Genomic DNA, 21,084 nt, shown 5'->3' with positions numbered 1-21,084 from the left:
GCGGACAGGAGTCCGCCTTGGAACACATTTTCTGGGAATCAGGCGTCCAAAGTTTCCTTCGTCACGGATGTTTCCTCGGCTTTAACGTCACCTGCCATGGTTAATATGGCATTCAATAACACCGAGCAGCCTGCTTCACACTCTTCTTTAGTGGTGCTTTCAATTTCATTGTGGCTGATACCATCCAAGCAAGGGGTAAAAATCATGCTGGTCGGTGCGAAGTCTGATACATAACAGGCATCGTGGCCGGCACCAGCAATGATGTCCATATAACTATAGCCCAGTGCTTCGGCTGAACTGCGAACCGCAGAAATACATTCGCTGTCAAATGGAATGGGTGCGTAATACCAGATTTGCTTGAGATCAATATCGCTGCCGCTGGTGGCTGTCAGTTCCGCGACCGCTGCTTGCAGTTCTGTGCCCATTGCGGTCAGTTGATCATCTTCAGGATGGCGTAAGTCAATACTGAAGGAAATCTGGCCGGGAATGGTATTGCGTGAATTGGGTGACACCTGCATAAAGCCAACGGTACCGCAACCGGGTTTATGCGCCTTGGCAATTTCCTCGACTTTCAGTACCAGTTGCGATGCGGTGATCAATGCATCTTTGCGCAAATGCATCGGTGTCGTGCCGGCATGGGACTCGCGGCCATTGATCACAACGTCGTACCAGCGTTGTCCCTGGCCGCCGGTGACTACGCCGATTTGTTTGTCTTCCGCTTCCAGATAAGGACCCTGCTCGATATGAGTTTCGAAAAAGGCATGGTATTGCCGTCCTGTGACAGGTGTATCACCTGCAAATCCGATCCGTTCCAATTCATCTCCAAGGCGGATACCTTCGACATCGGTTTTGTCGAGAATCTCTTGCAGAGTGAAGCGGCCGGATACGACACCTGATCCCATCATGGCGGGCGCAAAGCGCGAACCTTCTTCATTTGTCCAGACGGAAATTTCAATCGGATGACGGGTTTTGATGCCCAGGTCATTCATACGTCGCACCACTTCAAGGCCAGACAGAACACCAAAGACTCCATCGAATTTACCGCCGGAAGGTTGGGTATCCAGATGGCTGCCGGTACCTACCGGGGCGAGGTTAGGATCCTCTCCGGGACGAGTAGCCATAATGTTGCCGATTTGATCAATCTTGACAGTGCAGCCCGCTTCCTCGGCCCATTTTATGTAGAGTTCCCGGCCCTGTTTATCGAGGTCTGTCAGTGCCAGACGGCGACATCCGCCTTTTTCTGTCGCACCGATTTTGGCCATTTCCATCAGGCTGTCCCACAGTCGATCACCATTCACTTTTAACGCTTTCATATGTCACCTGCTGTTATCGGAGGGTGGCTGCCATCAATGACATGACAGAACCACGTGTCTGAAAGGTATGTTGTTGATGCAATGATCTGACCAGTCGGACAGGAGTTGTTAAAAAAATAATTAACTATTTGTTTTATAACTAAAAAGTTAGGGTGCGTTTTTGTCGATCAACAAAGGTATTGCCATAACCAATTGATCTTTTGCACTGAAATGGAAAGCTCTGGCCCCGACTGTGTGCACATAGTCTGTTCTGATTTTCCGGAATATCCAATGCATGGTCTGCGGATTATTTTGCTGACTCTGTAAAAAAATCTTTATAAACAAACGGTTATAAATTTTTTACACAACTCCTGTCCGATTGGTCAATCTATTGCATTGAAGCAAGGCATTCTTACAAAACATTTATACGGTGCATCAGATGTCTTCCCCGTATTCGGGTCAGGCAATTGTCGCCGTCAATGATTAAGAGGGCAGGTAAATGGGTATTTTGATTAAAGGCGGTAAAGTCGTAAATGCCGATCAGACGGTTAATGCTGATGTGTATTGTGAAGACGGAAAAATTCTGGCGGTTGGTGCCGAGTTGGAAGTGCCTGCCGGTACTGAAGTTGTTGATGCATCCGGTCAATATGTCATGCCGGGCGGAATTGATCCGCATACTCACATGCAACTGCCTTTTATGGGAACGGTGGCCAGTGAAGATTTTTATACCGGCACCGCGGCCGGACTTGCGGGCGGCACCACGACCATTATCGATTTTGTGATTCCAGACCCACAACAACCTCTCATGGACGCCTATCAGATCTGGCGTGAATGGGCATCACGCTCGGTTTCTGATTATTCGTTTCATGTTGCCGTCACCTGGTGGGATGAATCTGTTTATCAGGATATGGGGCGGTTGGTTAATGAAGAAGGTGTTAATTCCTTCAAGCATTTTATGGCCTATAAAAATGCCATTATGGCTGAAGATGAAACTCTGGTGAACAGTTTTAACCGCTGCCTGGAGCTTGGTGCCATGCCAACAGTTCATGCCGAAAACGGCGAATTGGTGTATCACTTACAGCGTAAATTGTTGGCCATGGGTATAACCGGACCAGAAGCACACCCGCAGTCGCGACCGACAGAAGTTGAAGGTGAGGCCGCTAACCGGGCGATTCGAATAGCCCAATCCCTGGGGGTGCCTCTGTACATGGTACATGTATCCTGTAAAGAGGCCGTGGATGAAATTGCCCGTGCCCGACACGAAGGTCAACGAGTATATGGTGAAGTGCTGGCCGGTCACCTGGAATTGGATGACAGTGTTTATCGGCACGAAGACTGGGGCTTTGCCGCGGCTCATGTTATGAGCCCACCGTTCCGTCCTCAAGGGCATCAGCAAGTACTATGGAAAGCATTGCAGGGGGGAACTTTACAGACGACAGCCACTGATCATTGTTGTTTTTGTGCTGATCAGAAGGCGTTCGGCAAAGATGACTTTTCCAAAATTCCAAATGGCACCGCCGGTGTTGAAGACCGGATGATGGTGCTCTGGGATGCCGGGGTTAATTCCGGGCGATTGTCGGTGAATGAGTTTGTCAAAGTTACGTCCACCAATGCGGCACAGATTTTCAATATTTATCCGCGTAAGGGTTGCATTACGGTAGGAGCGGATGCTGACATGGTAATCTGGGATCCGGCCAAAAGTCACACCATATCGGCCAGTACGCATCATCAGAATGTGGATTTCAATATTTTCGAAGGCAGAACCGTTACCGGGGCTCCGAGCCACACCATCAGTCAGGGAAATCTGGTTTACAAAGACGGCGAGTTGCGCGTGCAGGAAGGTGCGGGTAAGTACATTAAGCGACCGGCCTTTCCGTCCATTTACGATGCCGTTAAGAAATACAATGACATGATGAAACCAACTGCTGTTGAGCGGGGCTGATCACGACGAATACCGGTTCGGAAGGCATATTGGATACTTCGATAATCAGATGATCGATATACGAATTGAGACGCGCGATGTACGCAGAAAATATAGAGATGCATAAACATAATGAGGTTCCTGTGGAGACGAAGTCTGGCCGGTTAATGATTGGTGTCAGGAATCTTTCGTTGATCTTTAACACCAACGATGGCCCGGTCAATGCGCTGTCAGATATCAATCTGGATATACATGAAGGGGACTTTGTCTCTTTTATTGGTCCATCTGGTTGTGGCAAGACCACTCTGTTACGGGTTATTGCTGATCTCGAACACCCTACTACCGGTACCATTGAGGTCGATGGAACATCGCCGGAAGATGCCCGGCTTAATCGAATGTACGGTTATGTTTTCCAGGCTCCCGCGTTGTTCCCTTGGCGCACTATTGCGGATAACTGTGCGTTGCCGATGGAGATTTCCGCCCAGCCCAAAGCCCGTCAACAGAAACAGATTGATAAGTATTTGCAGATGGTTGGGTTGCAGAACTTCCATAAGAAATACCCTTGGCAGCTCTCTGGAGGTATGCAGCAACGTGCGTCAATTGCCAGAGCACTGTGTATTGAACCAGAGTTATTGTTAATGGATGAACCATTTGGGGCGCTGGACGAAATAACCCGTGATCATTTGAATATGGAGTTATTACGGATCTGGCAGGAAACCCATAAGACCGTCGTTTTTGTGACCCACTCCATCCCGGAAGCTGTATTGCTATCGACCCATATCGTAGTGATGTCTCCCAGGCCGGGAAGGATCACTAAGGTGATTAAGAGTTCATTGCCTCGCAAGAAAAGTCTGCAACTGCGTGATTCTGATGATTTCCATGCGTTAGCGGCAGAAATCAGAGCCGCGCTGGCAACCGATCATCAAATTGACTAGCGGGGGAGTTATGTCGGGTCAATGGTATAAACAACAATGGCTGGCAGTGGTCACTATCTTTATCTTGTTAACGATTGTTTGGTATTTGGCAGCGTTGATACTGAATGGTAATCAATTGATCAAAAACAAGGAGCGTCGCCAGCAATCGTGGACTTACAGTCAGATCCTTTCTGAGGCTTACGCGATCAAACGTCCTTCTTTGCCTGCCCCGCATCAGGTACTGGCGGAGATCTACAAAAGTGTATTTCAGACCAGAATCACCTCCAAAAGATCTTTGCTCTATCATGCGCAGATCACTTTGAACTCCACCTTGCTGGGGTTTGTACTGGGCTCTCTTCTGGGAATAACGATCGCTATTGGTATTGTTCACAACAGGACTCTGGAGGCCAGCCTAATGCCCTGGGTGATTGCCTCGCAAACGATACCTATTCTGGCGATTGCACCTATCGTGGTTGTGGTACTGGGCGCAATTAATCTGACCGGATTGATTCCCAAGGCGCTTATTTCCATGTATCTCTCGTTTTTTCCAGTCACGATAGGAATGGTTAAGGGTCTCAGGGCAGCAGATAAAATGCATATGGAACTAATGATGACATATAACGCCAGTGCCCGGCAGGTTTTCTGGAAGCTGCGTTGGTTTGCTGCGCAACCGTATTTGTTTGCCAGCTTAAAAGTTGCCATTGCCTCGTCACTGGTGGGTGCCATTGTCGGTGAGTTGCCCACAGGTGCACAGGGGGGACTGGGGTCACGGCTGCTCAGTGGTTCGTACTATGGTCAGACAGTACAGATATGGTCGGCGCTGTTGATGTCCGCTTTGCTTGGATCACTATTGGTCTGGTTAGTAGGCTTTACCGAAAAGCGAGTGCTGGCGAGAAGAGGGGAGAAGTAATGGTATCTACGATCAGGCAAATGGCTGCAGTGATACTGATTGCTTTGCAGGTATTTTTCGTCGTGACGTTGGAAAACGGATTTTATAATCGCCACATGGGCTTGTTGGTTGTGTTGATCCTGGCTCTGTTGTTGTCATGGTTTTTGTTGTCCGGATTAACCCGTATGAATGATATTGGCGGGTTTTTGTCTAAAGTATCAAAATTGTCTGTACCGTTGATTTTCGCATTTATGTTGTTACTGGTCTGGCAGTCCCTGATATGCGGCTTTGATGTGCCATTGGTGCTATTACCTGCACCAACATTGATCGTAACCGCGGCCTGGAACAACTTGCCGTTATTATGGGCAGACTTCCAGCAAACCTATCTGAAAGCAGTTGTGGCCGGTTATGTGATTGGCTGCGGATCTGGATTTCTGGCGGCCAGGCTGGCAGTGCGCAGTCGTTTTTTGCAGAACGGTTTATTGCCGTTTGGGAACTTCATGTCTTCTATTCCCATTGTTGGTATTGCCCCGGTTATGGTGATGTGGTTTGGTTTTGATTGGCCTTCAAAAGCTGCAGTGGTCGTAATTATGACTTTTTTTCCAATGCTGATTAATACTGTTGCCGGATTACAATCGGTCGACCCTCTACATGCTGATTTGATGCGTACTTATGCGGCAAAAAAGAGCCATATCTTTTTTAAAAATCAACTGCCCCAGGCAATGCCATTTATTTTTAATGCCCTCAAGCTGAATTCAACGTTGGCACTAATTGGCGCTATTGTTGCTGAGTTTTTTGGTACTCCGATTGTTGGCATGGGATTCAGAATTTCCACTGAGGTGGGACGTATGAATATGGATATGGTATGGGCCACGATCCTTGTAGCTGCATTGGCAGGTTCTGCCAGTTATGGTTTGCTTTCATTGTTAGAGAGGGTGATAACTTTCTGGCATCCGTCGATACGCGGAGTAAAGCATTAATTCTGGTCAGGTATGAAAAGCCTGTGCAGGGGAACGCATCAGAAAACGACTACCGATGCAGTTTATCATTGAGCTTGTTGAGAGGAAGAGATAATGAAAAATAATCTGGTTTCGTTTGTGGCCGGCATGGTCTTGATGGCATCCAGTGCAGTGACGCTGGCAGCGGATAAATTGACCCTGCAACTTAAATGGGTCACACAGGCGCAGTTTGCTGGATATTATGTGGCATTGGACAAAGGTTTTTATAAAGATGAAGGGCTGGATCTCACCATTAAACCGGGAGGCCCGGATATTGCGCCGGCTCAGGTGCTCGCGGGTGGAGGTGCAGATGTTATTGTGGATTGGTTGCCCTCGGCCCTGGCGACTCGTGAAAAGGGATTGCCGATGGTCAACATTGCTCAGATTTACGGTAAATCCGGCATGATGCTGACTTGTCTGAAATCCAGCGGTATCGAAACACCGAAAGATTTCGCTGGCAAAACCCTGGGTGTTTGGTTCTATGGTAACGAATATCCCTTCTTGAGCTGGATGTCGAAATTGGGTTATGCAACTGATGGCAGTGCAAATGGCGTTAAAGTGTTGAAGCAGGGGTTCAATGTTGACCCGTTGTTCCAGGGCCAGGCTGACTGTGTTTCCACCATGACCTATAACGAGTACTGGCAGGTACTTGATGGTGGGATGACACCCGATGAGTTAACACTGTTCAAGTATGAAGATGAAGGGGTGGCCACTTTGGAAGATGGATTGTATGTATTGCAGAAGTCTTTGGATGATCCGGCGATGGTGACCAAGCTGGCGAAGTTCCTGAAAGCCTCTATCAAGGGGTGGGAGTGGGCAAAAGCGAATCCAAAGGACGCTGCGTTGATGGTGTTGGAGCATGACGATACCGGAGCCCAGACTGAAGAGCATCAGATTCGGATGATGGGAGAGGTGGCCAAACTGTTAAGTACCAGCAATAAAGGTATCGGCTATCTTGACCCGGCAGCCTATCAGCGCACGGTGGACGTACTGCTGGGCAGCGCATCCACGCCAGTGATCACGAAGCAGCCGGAAGGTGCGTACAGCCACGTCGTATTTGATAAAGCGATGGCAATGTAATGCTGTCGGTTGATCTTTAGTGATTCATGATATGTCTGGAATGAGTGGACCTTGTTTTGGACCTAAGAGAGCATGGATGCTGTGTTTGAGCTTGTAGAGATGTTTTGATGGTGGGGCTGATATAATTTCTTTCCCCAGTCGAGTTGTATGTCTTTTGGGATCACCCAATCCGGTCACTGCATTCAGTGAGGCAGTGGCTGGTTTCAATCGCTATCGAAATGAATACATTAACCAAACCGGTGATCTGATCTGATGAGGATAAAATCGTAGTGTCCTTTCACCTGTTATGAAAATATGCCTCTCCAAAAAAGAGGTGCGTATGAACGATCCCACTGAACCCCGTGTATTGTATGACGTACGTGATTACATTGCTTATGTGTCGCTGAACCGGGCAGACAAACACAACGGTCTGGATATGCCAATGATGCTGGCGATCATTGCCACTGCGCGACGTATTCGAAAAGACCGGAATATCCGGGCGGTGGTATTGTCCGGTGAAGGTCCATCATTTTGCGCCGGCCTGGACTTTCGCGCTGTCAGTCAAAATCCTTCGATGGTCCCCAGGTTTTTTTTGAAGTGGCCGTGGCGAAAACAGAATCCGGCTCAACAGGTTGCTCATTGCTGGCGTGATCTGCCAATACCGGTTATATGTGTTCTCCAGGGTAACTGCTTTGGCGCCGGCATGCAGATCGCGCTGGCCTGTGACTATCGTATTGCAGCACCAACGGCCAATCTGGCCATTATGGAAATGAAGTGGGGATTAATTCCCGACATGAGCGGGATGGTGACGCTGTCGCGTCTGACCCGTATCGATATCGCCCAGGAATTGACCATGACCGGTCGGCAGTTTCCCGCTGCAGAGGCATTGCAATATGGGCTGGTGAGTCGTTTGTCTGAACAGCCTATGGCAGATGCGCAGTCACTGGCAGAACAGATTGCCCAACAGTCCCCTGATGCCGTGGCAGCAGCGAAATATCTGTATCGGAAGACCTGGAAAGCAGATACCTGGAAAGCGTTGCGTTGGGAGCGCTGGGTGCAGTTTCGACTGCTGGGAAGGCGTAATCAGATGATTGCCATGAAAAATGGTTTGGCAAAAGATCAGCCGAAAAAACCATTTGGGCAGCGTCGATCATTTTTATGACCCGGCTATAAAAAAGGGAACCCGTTGGTTCCCTATGATCGCTTAACCTTTCAGTTTGGCTAGCAGAATTTCGTTGACCTGGGCTGGATTTGCCTGGCCTTTGGAAGCTTTCATGACCTGGCCGACAAAGAATCCAAACAGCTTGTCCTTGCCACTGCGGTATTGTTCAACCTGACCGGGATTGGCGGCAATGACTTCATCGATCATTTTTTCGATGGCACCAGAGTCAGATACCTGTTTCAGGCCTTTACTGTCGATGATCTCATCGGCGCTGCCTTCACCGTTCCACATGGCTTCAAACACCGTTTTGGCGATTTTGCCGGAAATGGTATTGTCCAGGATTCGCTGCAGCAGGCCAGCAAGCAGATCAGCGCTGACAGGGCAGGTCTCGATTTCCAGACTGTCTTTGTTCAGATGCTTGGACAGGTCTCCCATAATCCAGTTGGCTGACAGTTTGGCTTCGCCGGTTTTTTGAGCAACAGTCTCAAAATAGTCGGCCATGGCCCGGGTGCTGGAAAGTACCATGGCATCATATTCCGGCAGACCATATTCGCTCATAAAGCGGTGCTGCTTGGCATCGGGCAGTTCCGGTAAGGTACCTTTGATGGCATTGATGAATTCATCATCGATTTCCACCGGTAGCAGATCTGGTTCCGGGAAATAGCGATAATCGTTGGCCACTTCTTTGGAGCGCATGCTGCGGGTTTCATCTTTGTCTGCGTCATACAGCCGCGTTTCCTGAGTGATCTTGCCACCTTCCTCAAGAATATCGATATGTCGCTGTACTTCGTGATTGATGGCTTTTTCGACAAACCGGAATGAGTTGACGTTTTTGATTTCACAACGGGTGCCAAACTCGGTTTGTCCTTTGGGTCTCAGGGAAACGTTGCAGTCACAGCGCATGGAACCTTCGGCCATGTTGCCATCGGAAATACCGAGATAGGTTATGATGCTATGAATTTTTTTCAGATAAGCGACCGCTTCTTTGGCGCTACGCATATCTGGTTCTGAGACGATTTCCAACAGTGGCGTGCCGGCCCGGTTCAGGTCGATACCGCTGTAGCCATCAAAATCCTCATGCAGGGATTTGCCAGCATCCTCTTCGAGATGCGCACGGGTGACCCCAACGCGTTTCGTGCTGCCATCCTCGAGCACGATATCAACATGACCTTTACCCACGATCGGATAATCCATCTGGGTAATCTGATAACCTTTTGGCAGATCGGGGTAGAAATAGTTTTTCCGGTCAAAGACCGATTTCCGGCCGATCTCGGCATCGATGGATAAACCAAATGCTACAGCTTTTTTTAGTGCTCCAGCATTAAACACCGGTAGTGTACCCGGCATGGCCAGATCCACCAGACTTGCCTGTGTGTTAGGCTCAGCACCAAACTGAATGCTGGAGCCGGAAAAGATTTTTGATTGGGTCGAAAGCTGAACGTGCACTTCCAGACCGATTACAATTTCCCATTCCATCCAGATATTCCTCTTACACCGCTTTCTGTTTATGCCAGTCAGTTGCCAGCTGGAACTGATGACCTATGTTAAGCAGGCGGGCTTCATCAAAGTAGTTACCGATTACCTGCAGACCGACTGGCATGTTATTTACAAAGCCACAGGGAATGCTCATGCCTGGCAAGCCGGCCAGATTCACTGACAGGGTGTAAATATCCTCCAGATACATGGAGACCGGGTCATTGTTTTTGGCACCGAGCTCCCAGGCGGGTGAAGGGGTCGCCGGTCCCATGATGACATCCACCTCAGCCAGGGCCGCGACGTAATCATCTTTGATGAGCCGACGCAGCTGCTGGGCTTTACGATAATAGGCATCATAGTAACCAGCACTCAGCGCATAGGTACCAATCATGATACGACGCTGGACTTCTGCACCAAAACCTTCAGCCCGCGAGCGGGTAAACATATCCTGCAGATCCTGTGGATCTTTGCAGCGGTAGCCGTAGCGTACTCCGTCAAAACGTGACAGGTTGGTGGATGCTTCTGCCGGGGCGATGATGTAGTACGACGGAATTGACAGCTCGGTTCTGGGCAGGCTGACTTCCTTGATGGTGGCACCAAGCTTTTCAAACTCTTTAACCGCTGCGTGAATCAGGGTGGCAATTTCGTTATTCAATGCTGCCCCGAAGAACTCCTTGGGCAGGCCGATTCGCAGCCCGGTCAGAGGTTGATCCAGGTTAGCGGTGTAATCTGGCACAGGGCGGTTTACCGAAGTGGAGTCTCTGGTATCGAACCCCGCCATGACATTCAGCATGATGGCTGCATCTTCTGCGGTTTGGGTCATAGGGCCGGCCTGATCCAGAGACGAACCGTAGGCGACCATGCCCCAGCGTGATACCCGGCCATACGTGGGTTTGATGCCGGTGATACCACAAAAGGCTGCCGGCTGGCGGATGGAGCCACCGGTGTCTGTGCCGGTGGCTGCCACCGCCATGCCTGTGGCCACTGCTACAGCAGATCCGCCGGAAGATCCGCCGGGTATTTTGTTAGTGTCCCAGGGGTTGCGGGTTGGACCGTAATAACTGGACTCCGTGGATGACCCCATGGCGAACTCATCCATATTGGTTTTGCCCAGCACCACCGCACCGGCCTGATTAAATTTTTCCGCCACGGTGGAATTATAAGGCGCGACAAAGTTATCCAGCATTTTTGAGCCGCAGGACGTTTTTACGCCCTGTGTACAAAACAGATCTTTGTGTGCAATCGGGATCCCTGTGAGTTGCTGATGATTACCTGTGGCGATCAGAGCATCGGCTTCTTTTGCCTGTGCCAGTGCCTGTTCCTCGGTCACGGTAATAAATGCGTTGTATTGTGCATCGGCCGACTGAATGTTCTGTAAATAACTTTTTGTCAGCTCGGTGCTGGAAAATTCTTTGTTCTTGAGCCCTTCGCTCAGTCGGGCAAGAGTTTGCTCTGTCATCTTTATATTCCTGAGATATGACTGCGTATCATTCAATGACTTTGGGCACCAGATACAGACCGGCTTCGGTCAGTGGTGCAACTTTCTGGTAGTCGTCACGATGATTGGATTCAGTGATTTCATCGGCCCGCAGACGCTGTGTGGCGTCCAGGGGGTTGGCCAACGGTTCAACGTTTGACGTATCAACGGCCTGCATTTGGTCGACAAGTTCGAGAATGTTGGAAAGCGTCTCGGTATAACCGTCGATCTGCTGATCTTCGATTCTGAGTCGCGCTAACTGAGCGATGTTGATTACATCAGAGCGTTCTAAGCTCATTAGGTTTCTCCCGCAGATAATGTTTCAATACCACCGTGAAGGATCACTTGAAGAGGGCGTGTATTTTATTTGGTGATATTATATTGGGTCATAAGCTCTGTAATTCCAGCGTCAATGTCTGAGCACACAATAACGACAAAAGCACTGAAGGGCGGCGAGATTAGCACATTTCCGGCTTGCCCAAAATCCCCGCCGTTGATACATTGCCAACCAGTTTTTCATATTTGACCACAGATTATGGTAACCATTAGATGTTCAAGAAAATAAGAGGTCTGTTTTCATCCGATCTTTCAATCGATCTAGGCACAGCAAATACCCTGATTTACGTTAGAGACAAAGATATCGTTTTAAATGAGCCGTCGGTCGTTGCTGTGCGGATGCAGGGGAATCAACGTTCAGTTGCCGCAGTGGGTCACGAGGCAAAACGTATGCTGGGTCGAACGCCTGGTTCCATTACCGCCATCCGACCAATGAAGGACGGTGTCATCGCCGACTTCCAGGTCACTGAAAAAATGCTCCAGCATTTTATTGCCAAGGTACATGAAAATACCTGGTTTGCTCCAAGCCCAAGGGTGCTGATCTGTGTGCCCTGTAAATCCACTCAGGTTGAACGTAAAGCCATTAAGGAATCAGCCTATGGAGCGGGTGCCCGCGAAGTGTATTTGATCGAAGAGCCAATGGCTGCGGCAATTGGTGCTGGTCTGCCGGTGGAAGAAGCCCGCGGTTCGATGGTGGTCGACATCGGTGGCGGTACGACTGAAATCGCAATTATCTCTCTCAACGGTATTGTTTATGCTGAATCGGTCCGTGTTGGTGGTGACCGTTTCGACGAAGCGATTGTGTCCTATATCCGCAGAAACTATGGCAGCCTGATCGGTGATGCAACCGCCGAACGGATCAAAATTGAAATCGCCTGTGCTTATCCCGGTACTGAGATTCGCGAAATTGACGTTCGCGGACGCAATCTTGCCGAAGGTATTCCCCGCAGCTTCACTTTGAACAGTAGTGAAGTGTTGGAGGCGTTACAGGAATCACTCTCTGCTATCGTTCAGGCCGTCAAAAGTGCACTTGAACAGACGCCCCCGGAACTGGCCGCTGATATCGCTGAGCGCGGTATGGTGCTGACCGGTGGCGGCGCGATGTTGCGTGATATCGATAAACTGCTGAGCGAAGAAACAGGATTACCTGTCATCATTGCTGATGATCCATTGACCTGTGTTGCCAGAGGTGGCGGTCGGGCGTTGGAAATGATGGATGATAAAGTTTTTGATTTTGTTGCAGACTGAATAAGTCTTCGGTGGCAGACTTCTGCCGCCTGACAAAGCAATGACCATCATCCGGAGGACCCGTTGAAGTCTATTTTTTCCCATGGCCCTCATTTAGGCTATCGGTTTTTATTTGCCTTGCTTCTTTCCGGGATGTTGATGTTTGCTGATCTGCGTATTCCGCAGACCGACAAGCTGAAGCAGATCCTTGGATATCCGTTAACACCGATTTTGTGGATTGCCAATGTGCCCTCAGAAGCAGTGGACTGGAGTTCCAGTACTCTGGCTTCCAGGGAAAAACTGATGATCGAGAATGAGAGCCTGAAAGCACAGGTATTGATGCTGCAGCGCAAGACTCAGCAATTACCGATCATTCAGGCTGAAAACCGTCGTCTCCGGGAGCTGGTGAATGCGTCAGAACAGGTAAGTGAGCGGATTCTGGCGGCCCAGTTGATCGGGCTGGATACCGATGCTTTTTCCCATCAGGTGATTATTAATAAAGGTTCCGAGGATGGTGTTTTTGTCGGTCAGCCGGTACTCGATGCGACTGGATTGATGGGGCAGGTCATTCAGATCGATACCTACACCAGCCGTGTTCTGCTGATTGCCGATGCCAACCATGCCGTTCCCGTGGAAGTGAACCGTAATGGTCTTCGCGGGGTGGTTTCGGGAACCGGGGATCTGAGTCAGTTGGAGCTTATCTATGTGCCCGACACTGCAGATATCCAGGTCGGTGATTTATTGGTCACATCCGGCTTGGGTGGGCGCTTTCCCCAGGGATATCCGGTTGCGGTCGTCGATAGTGTGGAACACGATCCCGGCGAACCATTTGCCATTATTAAAGCTAAGCCCAGCGCCCATCTGAATCGCAGCAAACATGTGTTGCTGGTATTTAACGGGGCTGAGAAAAAGTTCGAAGCTAACCAATCAAGTGACAGTGATGCCACCCAATGAGCAGTGAAAACCCAAAACCGCAAAACCTGTTGATCATTGTTCTGACAGTTGTCATCGCCTTTATTCTCGATATCGTTCCGATACCAGATACTATTGCCTTCCTGCGTCCCGAGTGGACATACCTGGTGACTCTTTACTGGGTGCTGGCGCTGCCTTATCGGGTGGGCATCTTTACCGCCTGGGTCATTGGTCTGATTCTGGATCTGCTGGAAGCCAATCTGTTGGGACTACAGGCCTTCACGCTGTCGTTAAGTGCCTATCTAATTTCCTTGTTGCATCAGCGCATGCGCTTATACCCGCTCTATCAACAGGCCATGGTGATTTTCCTGATTATTGGTCTGCACTTGTCGCTGTTACACTGGATCAAAGGTCAGCTGAGTGTGGTCAGCAGTGGCTATTCCTTTTTAATTCCCTCTGTGAGCAGTGCCGTTATCTGGCCGTTTGTTGCTCTGGTAATGTTATCCGTTCAAAGACGATTCCGAGTACAGTAAGCATGACATTAATATTGGCATCTGCCTCGCCAAGGCGTAAACAACTTTTAAAACAGATTGGAGTCAGGTTTGAAGTCTGTCCAGCTGATATTGATGAGACTGTGCTGCCGGAAGAGTCTCCGACTGATTATGTGAAACGAATGAGTGAGCAGAAAGCCAGGGTGATCCTGAATTCTGACACTGGTCGTGATGCGGTGGTCATTGGTTCCGATACCACGGTTGTCTGTGATCAGCATATTTTTGGCAAACCGGAGTCCGAACAGGATGCCATTGCCATGCTGACCAAACTTTCCGGGCGGGAGCATGAGGTACTGTCCGGTATATGTGTTATGAATACTGACAGGGAACATTATGGGCTGAGCCGTACCAGGGTATGGTTTAAAACTATCAGTATTGAGCAGATGAAACGATACTGGCAAAGTGGTGAGCCCTGCGATAAGGCAGGGTCTTATGGGATTCAGGGGTTTGGATCGGCGTTCATTGACCGGATTGAAGGTAGTTTCTCAGGTGTAATGGGGTTGCCTCTGGAAGTGATGACTGAACTTTTGAAACAGTTCAATGTTGAAATCTGGCAGGATATCGAATGAACTCAGAAATCTTGGTTAACGTAACGCCGATGGAAACCAGGGTTGCGATTGTGGAAAACGGTGCTGTTCAGGAAGTTTATATAGAGCGCAGCCAGAATCGCGGCATTGTCGGAAATATTTATCGCGGCAAGGTGGTCCGGGTACTCCCGGGCATGCAGGCGGCATTTGTGGATATCGGCCTCGAACGAGCAGCCTTTATTCATGCTTCTGATATTGAGATCTCCCATCCCCGTCTTCAGGATGAACATCAAACTTCCGACAACAAAAACGTCTTGCCTATTTTTCAGCTGGTGCGTGAAGGCGAACCCATCACCGTACAAGTCATCAAAGATCCCATCGGCACCAAAGGTGCCCGATTGACCACCCAGTTATCCATTCCTTCGCGCTATCTGGTGTACGTACCGGACTCCGATCACATTGGGGTCAGTCAGCGTATTGAGGGGGAAAGCGAGCGTGAGCGCTTACGGGAACTGGTGAATGGCTGTAAGGATGAAGTTGGCATCGAGAAAGGTGGCTTCATTTTACGCACGGCAGCGGAGTCCATTGGTGAGACCGAAATTCGCAAGGATATGGACTACCTGCGTCGTCTCTGGCGGGTGCTTGAGGAGCGCATCAAAAGCGAAAAAGCGCCGCAGATTGTTTATGAAGATCTGCCTCTCCACTTGCGCATTACCCGGGATCTGATTCGTTCTGACGTGGATAAAATACGCATCGATTCTCGTGAAAACTTTCAGAATACGCTCGATTTCGTACGCAAATATACGCCGGAAGTCGAACCTATCCTTGAATACTATCCGGGCGAACGGCCGGTATTCGATTTGTTCAATGTGGAAGAAGATATCCGCCGCGCCCTGTCGCGTAAGGTTGAGCTCAAGTCCGGAGGCTACCTGATTATCGATCAGACCGAAGCCATGACCACGATCGATGTAAATACCGGGGCGTTTGTCGGGCACCGGAATCTTGAGGAAACCATCTTTAAGACCAATCTTGAATCCGTGACCGCAATTGTCAGGCAGTTACGCATGCGTAACCTTGGCGGCATCATCATTATTGATTTTATCGACATGGAAGATACCGAGCATCGGCGTCAAGTGTTACGGATGCTGGAAAAACTGTTGGAAAAAGATCATGCCAAGACCAAGGTCACAGGGGTATCAGAGCTCGGGCTGGTGGAAATGACCCGTAAACGTACCCGCGAAAGTCTGGAACATATGTTGACGGAATATTGCCAGGTATGTGACGGCCGGGGACGCATTAAAACTGCGCAAACGGTTTGCTATGAGATTTTTCGTGAAATCCTGCGTGAGGTGAGAGCCTACGATACCAAAAGCTATATGGTGCTGGCAGCCCAGACAGTGGTGGACCGTTTGCTTGATGAAGAGTCGGCTGCAGTGGCGGATCTTGAAGAGTTTATCAGGAAGCCGATTCATTTCCGGGTTGAGCCCATGTACAGTCAGGAACAGTTTGATGTGGTACTGCAGTAATAACCAGCAGTATCTTGTAGATAGATTTTAAATAAGATTGCAATAAAGCGCTCGGATAGTCTTTGAAAGTCTCCTAAAATGCCGGTCTACTTTCGACATCGGTATCAGGTTCTTGCGTTTATCTGTTTTATTTCGTGGTTACATGGTCCAGCTTTGGCAACTGCTGGCACTGTTGTTGGTGATCCTGGCCGTTTATGTTGTGTTAGGACGGCAATTACTGCCGCTGATCAATAACAAGAAGGATCAGATTGCAGAGATTATTTCCAGCCGGATTGGTTATCCAGTATCCATTGGCGAGTTGCATGGCACGCTGTCCGGATTCAGTCCGTCCCTCTCGGCCAGCCAGGTCAGTATCGGCTCAGTCCTGTTTGTCGATCATATGCGCTTTGATTTATCCATTTTGCCGACCCTGGCCGAAGGCCGGCCGATTGCCAAGTTCGTCAGTATTTCCGGTGTGCAGATGGAGATGCGACAGAAAACCGAATCTTCCGGCTGGTCTATCGGAGACTGGCAGTTATCCCGCAAACAAAGTACCGAACCTGTTTCTCTCGGACGTTTCCTGAAAGATATCAAGCCTCTGTTTGACAATGAACAGATCTATCTCAGTGATATTCAACTGAATCTGCAGTTTGCGGCTCAGCGTGCCATGAGTATCGAGCTGTCGGAATTGCAGGCCATTTCTGTTGGTAACGAAAAGACTCTTAACTTTATCGGCCGATTGGGTGCCGATAGTCCCCAATCTGGTTTTCAGGGGGCTGCCCGGTTCTGGAATTGGGATCAGGATCAGCCCGATGCGGACATTTATTTTGATCAGGAGGATTTCGATTGGGCACCATGGATGTCAGTCAGGAACACAGGTACTCAGTGGGATGTATTCCGTTCACAGTCCAATTATCGGATTTTGTTGAAAGCCGGCAAGCTGGATTCCGTACATGGCCGGATCAAAGTACCACAATTGGCTCTGAGTCAGGAAAACCGTCACTTAGAACTGCGGAATGTAGAATCCGATCTGACCGTGGAATTCGGTGGAAATCGGACCCAGGCGTGGCTGAGCGGGCTGACATTTCAATTCCAGAATAACACCTGGAAACCCAGTAAACATTACCTTTTCTGGAATGGTGAATCGCTGGAAATCAACAGCAACCGGCTGGATGTTGACGTGTTGGCCAATCTGACCAATGTGTTGTTTCCACAGGGAAAGGTCATGGATTTAAATCCCCGTGGTCGGTTATATAACTCGCGTATTGTTTGGCGGACAACCCAGCCTCCGGCTGACCGGCTGACTGTTCAGGGGCGGTTTGAGAATGTTTCTATGGATCCTTGGCAGGGGGTGCCGGGATTATCCGATATGAATGGTTATATCGACATGACAGCCGGTCATGGGCTGGTCACTGTGACACCCTCTGATACTTCCATGACCTTATCCGGGGTACTGGATTCATCGGTGGATATCGATGCGCTTCAGGGCCAGGTTGAATGGTTCTGGTATCCAGGTAACAGTTTACGGGTCAGTGGTCATCATATTATTGGCCAACCGAGGGGACTGACTTCCGCCAATGCAGACTTCAGTGTGTTTATTCCCTTCAAGTCTCCGGACCATGAACGCGAACCCCGATTTGATCTGAATCTGGCTTTCAGCGGCGGTGGCCGGGAGCAGTTGGAACAGGCCTTGCCAATTGTCATGGATCGCCAGCTGCGGCAATGGCTGCTGAATTCTGTCCGCTCATTTAGCAATGGTCACGGTGCTCTGGTGATTTCAACGCCGCTGATTGGCAATACGCGTAATGGTATTTCTGTGTTGTTGAAAGATCAGTTGCAGGATGTCGATTTCATTGCTGAACGGGAATGGCCGATGCTGCAAAAATTATCAGGCAGCATAGATTTGTCTCCGGATCAGCTCAATGTGAAAGTCGATCCGCTGCATTATATGGACCTGACCGCTGAAAGCACTCAGGTATCGGTAGCGCTGGATCAACACCAACCCGATGTCCTTGTTGATACCCGGTTTCGTGGTGCACCGGAAGCTGTACTGGATTTTGTCCGTACTTCGCCATTACGGGAGTTCAGCGGCAATACTTTGGATACCTGGATAGTTGATGGTGCGGAATTATCCGGTCAGGCAAAGCTAAGGATTCCAGTACAGGGAAACAAGGTTCAGGCTCAGGTGGATGTTCGCCTCAGTGATAACCAGCTGGTGTTGCCTGATTACGAGCTGGCAGTGGATCAGGCCGCAGGCCGTGTCAGTTTTTCCAGTCGTACCGGGTTTTCCTCGTCTGGACTGCATGGTCGTTTCTTTGGTCATGATACCGCCTTTGATATCACCACACGCGGCTTTGGCAGCACTGACCCGCACTGGCTCATTGATGCCGTCGGGCAGGCCGATGTCGCCGATGTGGGTGAGTGGATCGGGGATGCACTGGTATATGAAACTGGAGGGGTTACGCCCTATCAGGCACAACTCGACATTCAGCCCAGCCGCAGTCGCAGCCGTTTGACGGTAAACAGCGATTTGACCGGCATAGCCATGAATTATTCCAGTCCGTTGCAAAAAACTGCTGACGAGGTATGGCCCAGCACTTTGAGTATGCAGTTTGAGAATGACAAAAGTTATCTACAGGTACAGTTGGCAGACACGCTTTCGGCCAACATGCGGATGGTGAATAACCAGATCGAACGAGGCACGATTCAGTCTGGGACAGGGGCGAAGCTGCCAGAAGAGGATGGTGTCTTTATTGATATTCATGAGGCGAAACTGGATGGTGATCGCTGGCAGGAAAATATCCAGAAGATCACCAGACTGTATCAACAGTGGCCGGCGAAAAAGCCAGATACAGCCGGCGCCAGGTCTTTTGATCAATTGATTCGTGAGATCAGCATTCATACTGATGAACTGAACTATTTCACTGAAACCTGGCCGGATATGCAGGTGCTGGTCAGTCGGACAGACCAGGGCTGGACAGCGGATTTCAAAGGACCAGATGTCCAGGGCAACATGGGCTGGGGGCATGGCGAAAATGAGCCACTGGTACTGGACTTTGAGTTTCTCAGATTGCATACACAGCCTGATGCTTCCGGCAGCAAAAACGATGACCCGCTGGCGACTGTTGATTTGAAAACCATTTATCCGGCTTTGGTTCAGGTTAAACGGTTGGAATGGGATGGTCGGGATTTCGGCAGTTGGAGTGCACGTATCAAACCCGTCAACAATGGTGTGACCGTCACTGATATTCAGGGGAGTGTCAATGGTCTTGAGCTAACCGGAGCGCTGGACTGGCTGGCTGCTGCCGATGGTTCTGTATCTACCCACGTGCAAAGTCATGTGAAGGCCGGTGATGTTGGCAGTGTCTTGGAAAAGATGGGTTATGCCCGCAGCATTCGTACTCAGTCCGCGGAATCGACTTTAGAGCTTCAATGGCCAGGATCACCGCTGGCTTATCGGGCAGAGACGGTAAAAGGCAAAACCGATATTCATATGCGCAAAGGTGCTATTTTGAATGTTGAGGAGTATGAGGACATTAAGCTGTTCGGCATTTTTAATTTCTCCCGGATTCTGAAACGCCTGGCGCTGGACTTTTCTGACATCGTGCAGAAAGGTATCTCGTTTGACACTGTGGATGGCACTCTGCTGTTTGAAGATGGCTTTGCTATGGTGGCCAATGAATTTGTCATAGATGGCGCAGCCACCAAATTCCGCTTTAACGGCGGTTACAATATGGTTGACCAGCAGCTTGATTTGGATATGGTTTTTACTGTACCGGTCTCAAGTGCCATTCCTCTGGCCGCTCTACTGGCCGGTGTGACACCGCAAGTGGCAGTGGCGATTTTTATTACCGAACGCATCATGAACTCTGGACTGGAACGTTTTTCATCGGTGAAATACCGGATTACCGGCAGTTGGGAAAACCCCAAATACCAGCTGTATAAGGCATTTGATAATTCCCTTCAGGACAAAAAACTGAAGGATAAAGAGGTAAAATAATGAGCACCGTCGCATTGCTGCAAATGACCAGTTCTAACGATATTGCTGTCAATCTGGAGACGGTCAGTGAAGCGTTTCGGCAGTTGGCTGATCAGCATCCTGATGTGAATCTGGCCATGCTGCCGGAGAATTGGGCCAGCTATGGGAATCGAGATATTACCCGCGAATCCCGACAATCCCTTGAACAGCAGCAGATGATCATGGCGCATGTCAGTGCCCTGGCCCGTCGTTACCGGCTGTGGCTGATTGCAGGTACGATTCCATTTAAAAATGATGTCACACAGAAACCCTGGGCCTGTTGCCCTGTTTTTGATGATAGTGGCCGACGGGTGGCCGAATACCGCAAAATTCATCTCTTTGATGCGGTGATTGCTGACCGTCATAATCGATATCGGGAGAGTGCTACTTACCGTCATGGTAGCACTCTGACCATAGTCGACACTCCTGTGGGCCGGGTGGGGCTGTCAGTCTGTTACGATCTGCGCTTCGCTGAACATTACCAGCGGTTGCGGGCTATGGGCGCAGAGGTGCTGGTGGCACCAGCGGCGTTTACCCGCCCTACCGGCATGGCTCACTGGGAGTTATTGAATCGTGCGCGGGCGGTGGAAAATGCCTGTTATATGCTGGCCCCGGCACAGGTCGGTACACATGACGACGGTCGTCAGACCTGGGGACATTCGATGGTCGTCGAGCCCTGGGGAACGGTGCAGGCCTGTCTCTCTGATGAGACTGGTTGGTTGCTCGGGCAAATCGATTTGACCAGGGTTCACACTATGCGTCAGACCATGCCGAATCAGGAACATCGTATTCAGGCCAGACGGCGTTCACGGTGAGATAT

General features: G+C 49.7%; 17 protein-coding genes. 13 read left to right on the top strand and 4 right to left on the bottom strand.

Annotated features, from left to right (window positions below):
- Window positions 1-38 precede the first annotated feature (38 nt).
- Complete coding sequence (locus tag ACQY6I_RS04270) at window positions 39-1,313, bottom strand: Zn-dependent hydrolase (RefSeq protein ID WP_428240232.1); 1,275 nt, start codon at window positions 1,311-1,313, stop codon at window positions 39-41.
- A 478-nt stretch (window positions 1,314-1,791) separates the two neighbouring features.
- Between ACQY6I_RS04270 and hydA the strand changes: the two genes are divergently transcribed.
- The 6 genes from hydA (at window position 1,792) to ACQY6I_RS04240 (ending at window position 8,235) form a co-directional block, all read left to right on the top strand.
- Window positions 1,792-3,234 carry a dihydropyrimidinase gene (gene hydA / locus ACQY6I_RS04265; RefSeq protein WP_428240231.1) on the top strand — a complete coding sequence of 481 codons (1,443 nt, stop codon included), beginning with the start codon at window positions 1,792-1,794 and terminating at the stop codon, window positions 3,232-3,234.
- A gap of 98 nt (window positions 3,235-3,332) precedes the next feature.
- Window positions 3,333-4,148: an ABC transporter ATP-binding protein gene (locus ACQY6I_RS04260; protein ID WP_428240230.1), complete on the top strand. Its 816-nt coding sequence runs from the start codon at window positions 3,333-3,335 to the stop codon at window positions 4,146-4,148.
- A 10-nt stretch (window positions 4,149-4,158) separates the two neighbouring features.
- Window positions 4,159-5,037 (top strand): ABC transporter permease, encoded by an 879-nt coding sequence (locus ACQY6I_RS04255; RefSeq protein ID WP_428240229.1) that lies wholly within the window; start codon window positions 4,159-4,161, stop codon window positions 5,035-5,037.
- A complete protein-coding gene (locus ACQY6I_RS04250) occupies window positions 5,037-5,996 on the top strand; it encodes an ABC transporter permease (RefSeq protein WP_428240228.1) in 960 nt (319 codons plus the stop codon). The genes ACQY6I_RS04255 and ACQY6I_RS04250 overlap by 1 nt, the downstream gene beginning before the upstream one ends.
- Before the next feature lie 93 nt (window positions 5,997-6,089).
- Entirely contained in the window at window positions 6,090-7,094 is a 1,005-nt protein-coding gene (locus ACQY6I_RS04245; protein WP_428240227.1) for an ABC transporter substrate-binding protein, read from the top strand.
- Window positions 7,095-7,413: 319 nt separating this feature from the next.
- Window positions 7,414-8,235: a crotonase/enoyl-CoA hydratase family protein gene (locus tag ACQY6I_RS04240; RefSeq protein WP_428240226.1), complete on the top strand. Its 822-nt coding sequence runs from the start codon at window positions 7,414-7,416 to the stop codon at window positions 8,233-8,235.
- 42 nt (window positions 8,236-8,277) lie between these two features.
- Here the strand turns inward: ACQY6I_RS04240 and gatB are convergent, their stop codons facing one another.
- From gatB to gatC, 3 genes are read right to left on the bottom strand one after another with little or no spacing between them, the layout of a single operon-like run.
- Window positions 8,278-9,711, bottom strand: coding sequence for an Asp-tRNA(Asn)/Glu-tRNA(Gln) amidotransferase subunit GatB (gene gatB, locus ACQY6I_RS04235; protein ID WP_428240225.1), 1,434 nt, complete (start codon window positions 9,709-9,711; stop codon window positions 8,278-8,280).
- A 13-nt stretch (window positions 9,712-9,724) separates the two neighbouring features.
- Window positions 9,725-11,170: an Asp-tRNA(Asn)/Glu-tRNA(Gln) amidotransferase subunit GatA gene (gene gatA, locus ACQY6I_RS04230; protein ID WP_428240224.1), complete on the bottom strand. Its 1,446-nt coding sequence runs from the start codon at window positions 11,168-11,170 to the stop codon at window positions 9,725-9,727.
- A gap of 28 nt (window positions 11,171-11,198) precedes the next feature.
- The gene (gatC, locus tag ACQY6I_RS04225) at window positions 11,199-11,486 is read right to left on the bottom strand and encodes an Asp-tRNA(Asn)/Glu-tRNA(Gln) amidotransferase subunit GatC (RefSeq protein WP_428240223.1); all 288 of its coding nucleotides are present in this window, start codon (window positions 11,484-11,486) and stop codon (window positions 11,199-11,201) included.
- Window positions 11,487-11,737: 251 nt separating this feature from the next.
- Here gatC and ACQY6I_RS04220 point away from each other — a divergent pair, with 251 nt between their 5' ends.
- From ACQY6I_RS04220 to ACQY6I_RS04190, 7 genes are all read left to right on the top strand, one after another.
- Window positions 11,738-12,772, top strand: coding sequence for a rod shape-determining protein (locus tag ACQY6I_RS04220; protein ID WP_044619076.1), 1,035 nt, complete (start codon window positions 11,738-11,740; stop codon window positions 12,770-12,772).
- 63 nt (window positions 12,773-12,835) lie between these two features.
- The gene (gene mreC / locus ACQY6I_RS04215; RefSeq protein WP_428240222.1) at window positions 12,836-13,705 is read left to right on the top strand and encodes a rod shape-determining protein MreC; all 870 of its coding nucleotides are present in this window, start codon (window positions 12,836-12,838) and stop codon (window positions 13,703-13,705) included.
- A complete protein-coding gene (gene mreD, locus ACQY6I_RS04210) occupies window positions 13,702-14,196 on the top strand; it encodes a rod shape-determining protein MreD (protein ID WP_428240221.1) in 495 nt (164 codons plus the stop codon). The genes mreC and mreD overlap by 4 nt, the downstream gene beginning before the upstream one ends.
- A 2-nt stretch (window positions 14,197-14,198) precedes the next feature.
- Entirely contained in the window at window positions 14,199-14,783 is a 585-nt protein-coding gene (locus ACQY6I_RS04205; protein ID WP_428240220.1) for a Maf family protein, read from the top strand.
- Complete coding sequence (gene rng, locus ACQY6I_RS04200; protein WP_428240219.1) at window positions 14,780-16,267, top strand: ribonuclease G; 1,488 nt, start codon at window positions 14,780-14,782, stop codon at window positions 16,265-16,267. The genes ACQY6I_RS04205 and rng overlap by 4 nt, the downstream gene beginning before the upstream one ends.
- A gap of 112 nt (window positions 16,268-16,379) precedes the next feature.
- Window positions 16,380-20,246 carry a YhdP family protein gene (locus tag ACQY6I_RS04195; RefSeq protein WP_428240218.1) on the top strand — a complete coding sequence of 1,289 codons (3,867 nt, stop codon included), beginning with the start codon at window positions 16,380-16,382 and terminating at the stop codon, window positions 20,244-20,246.
- Entirely contained in the window at window positions 20,246-21,079 is an 834-nt protein-coding gene (locus ACQY6I_RS04190; protein ID WP_428240217.1) for a carbon-nitrogen hydrolase family protein, read from the top strand. The genes ACQY6I_RS04195 and ACQY6I_RS04190 overlap by 1 nt, the downstream gene beginning before the upstream one ends.
- Window positions 21,080-21,084 lie beyond the last annotated feature (5 nt).

Origin of the sequence: Gynuella sp. (assembly GCF_050297175.1) — a bacterium.
Classification (GTDB): domain Bacteria; phylum Pseudomonadota; class Gammaproteobacteria; order Pseudomonadales; family Natronospirillaceae; genus Gynuella.
This window is presented reverse-complemented; position numbering and strand designations above follow the sequence as displayed.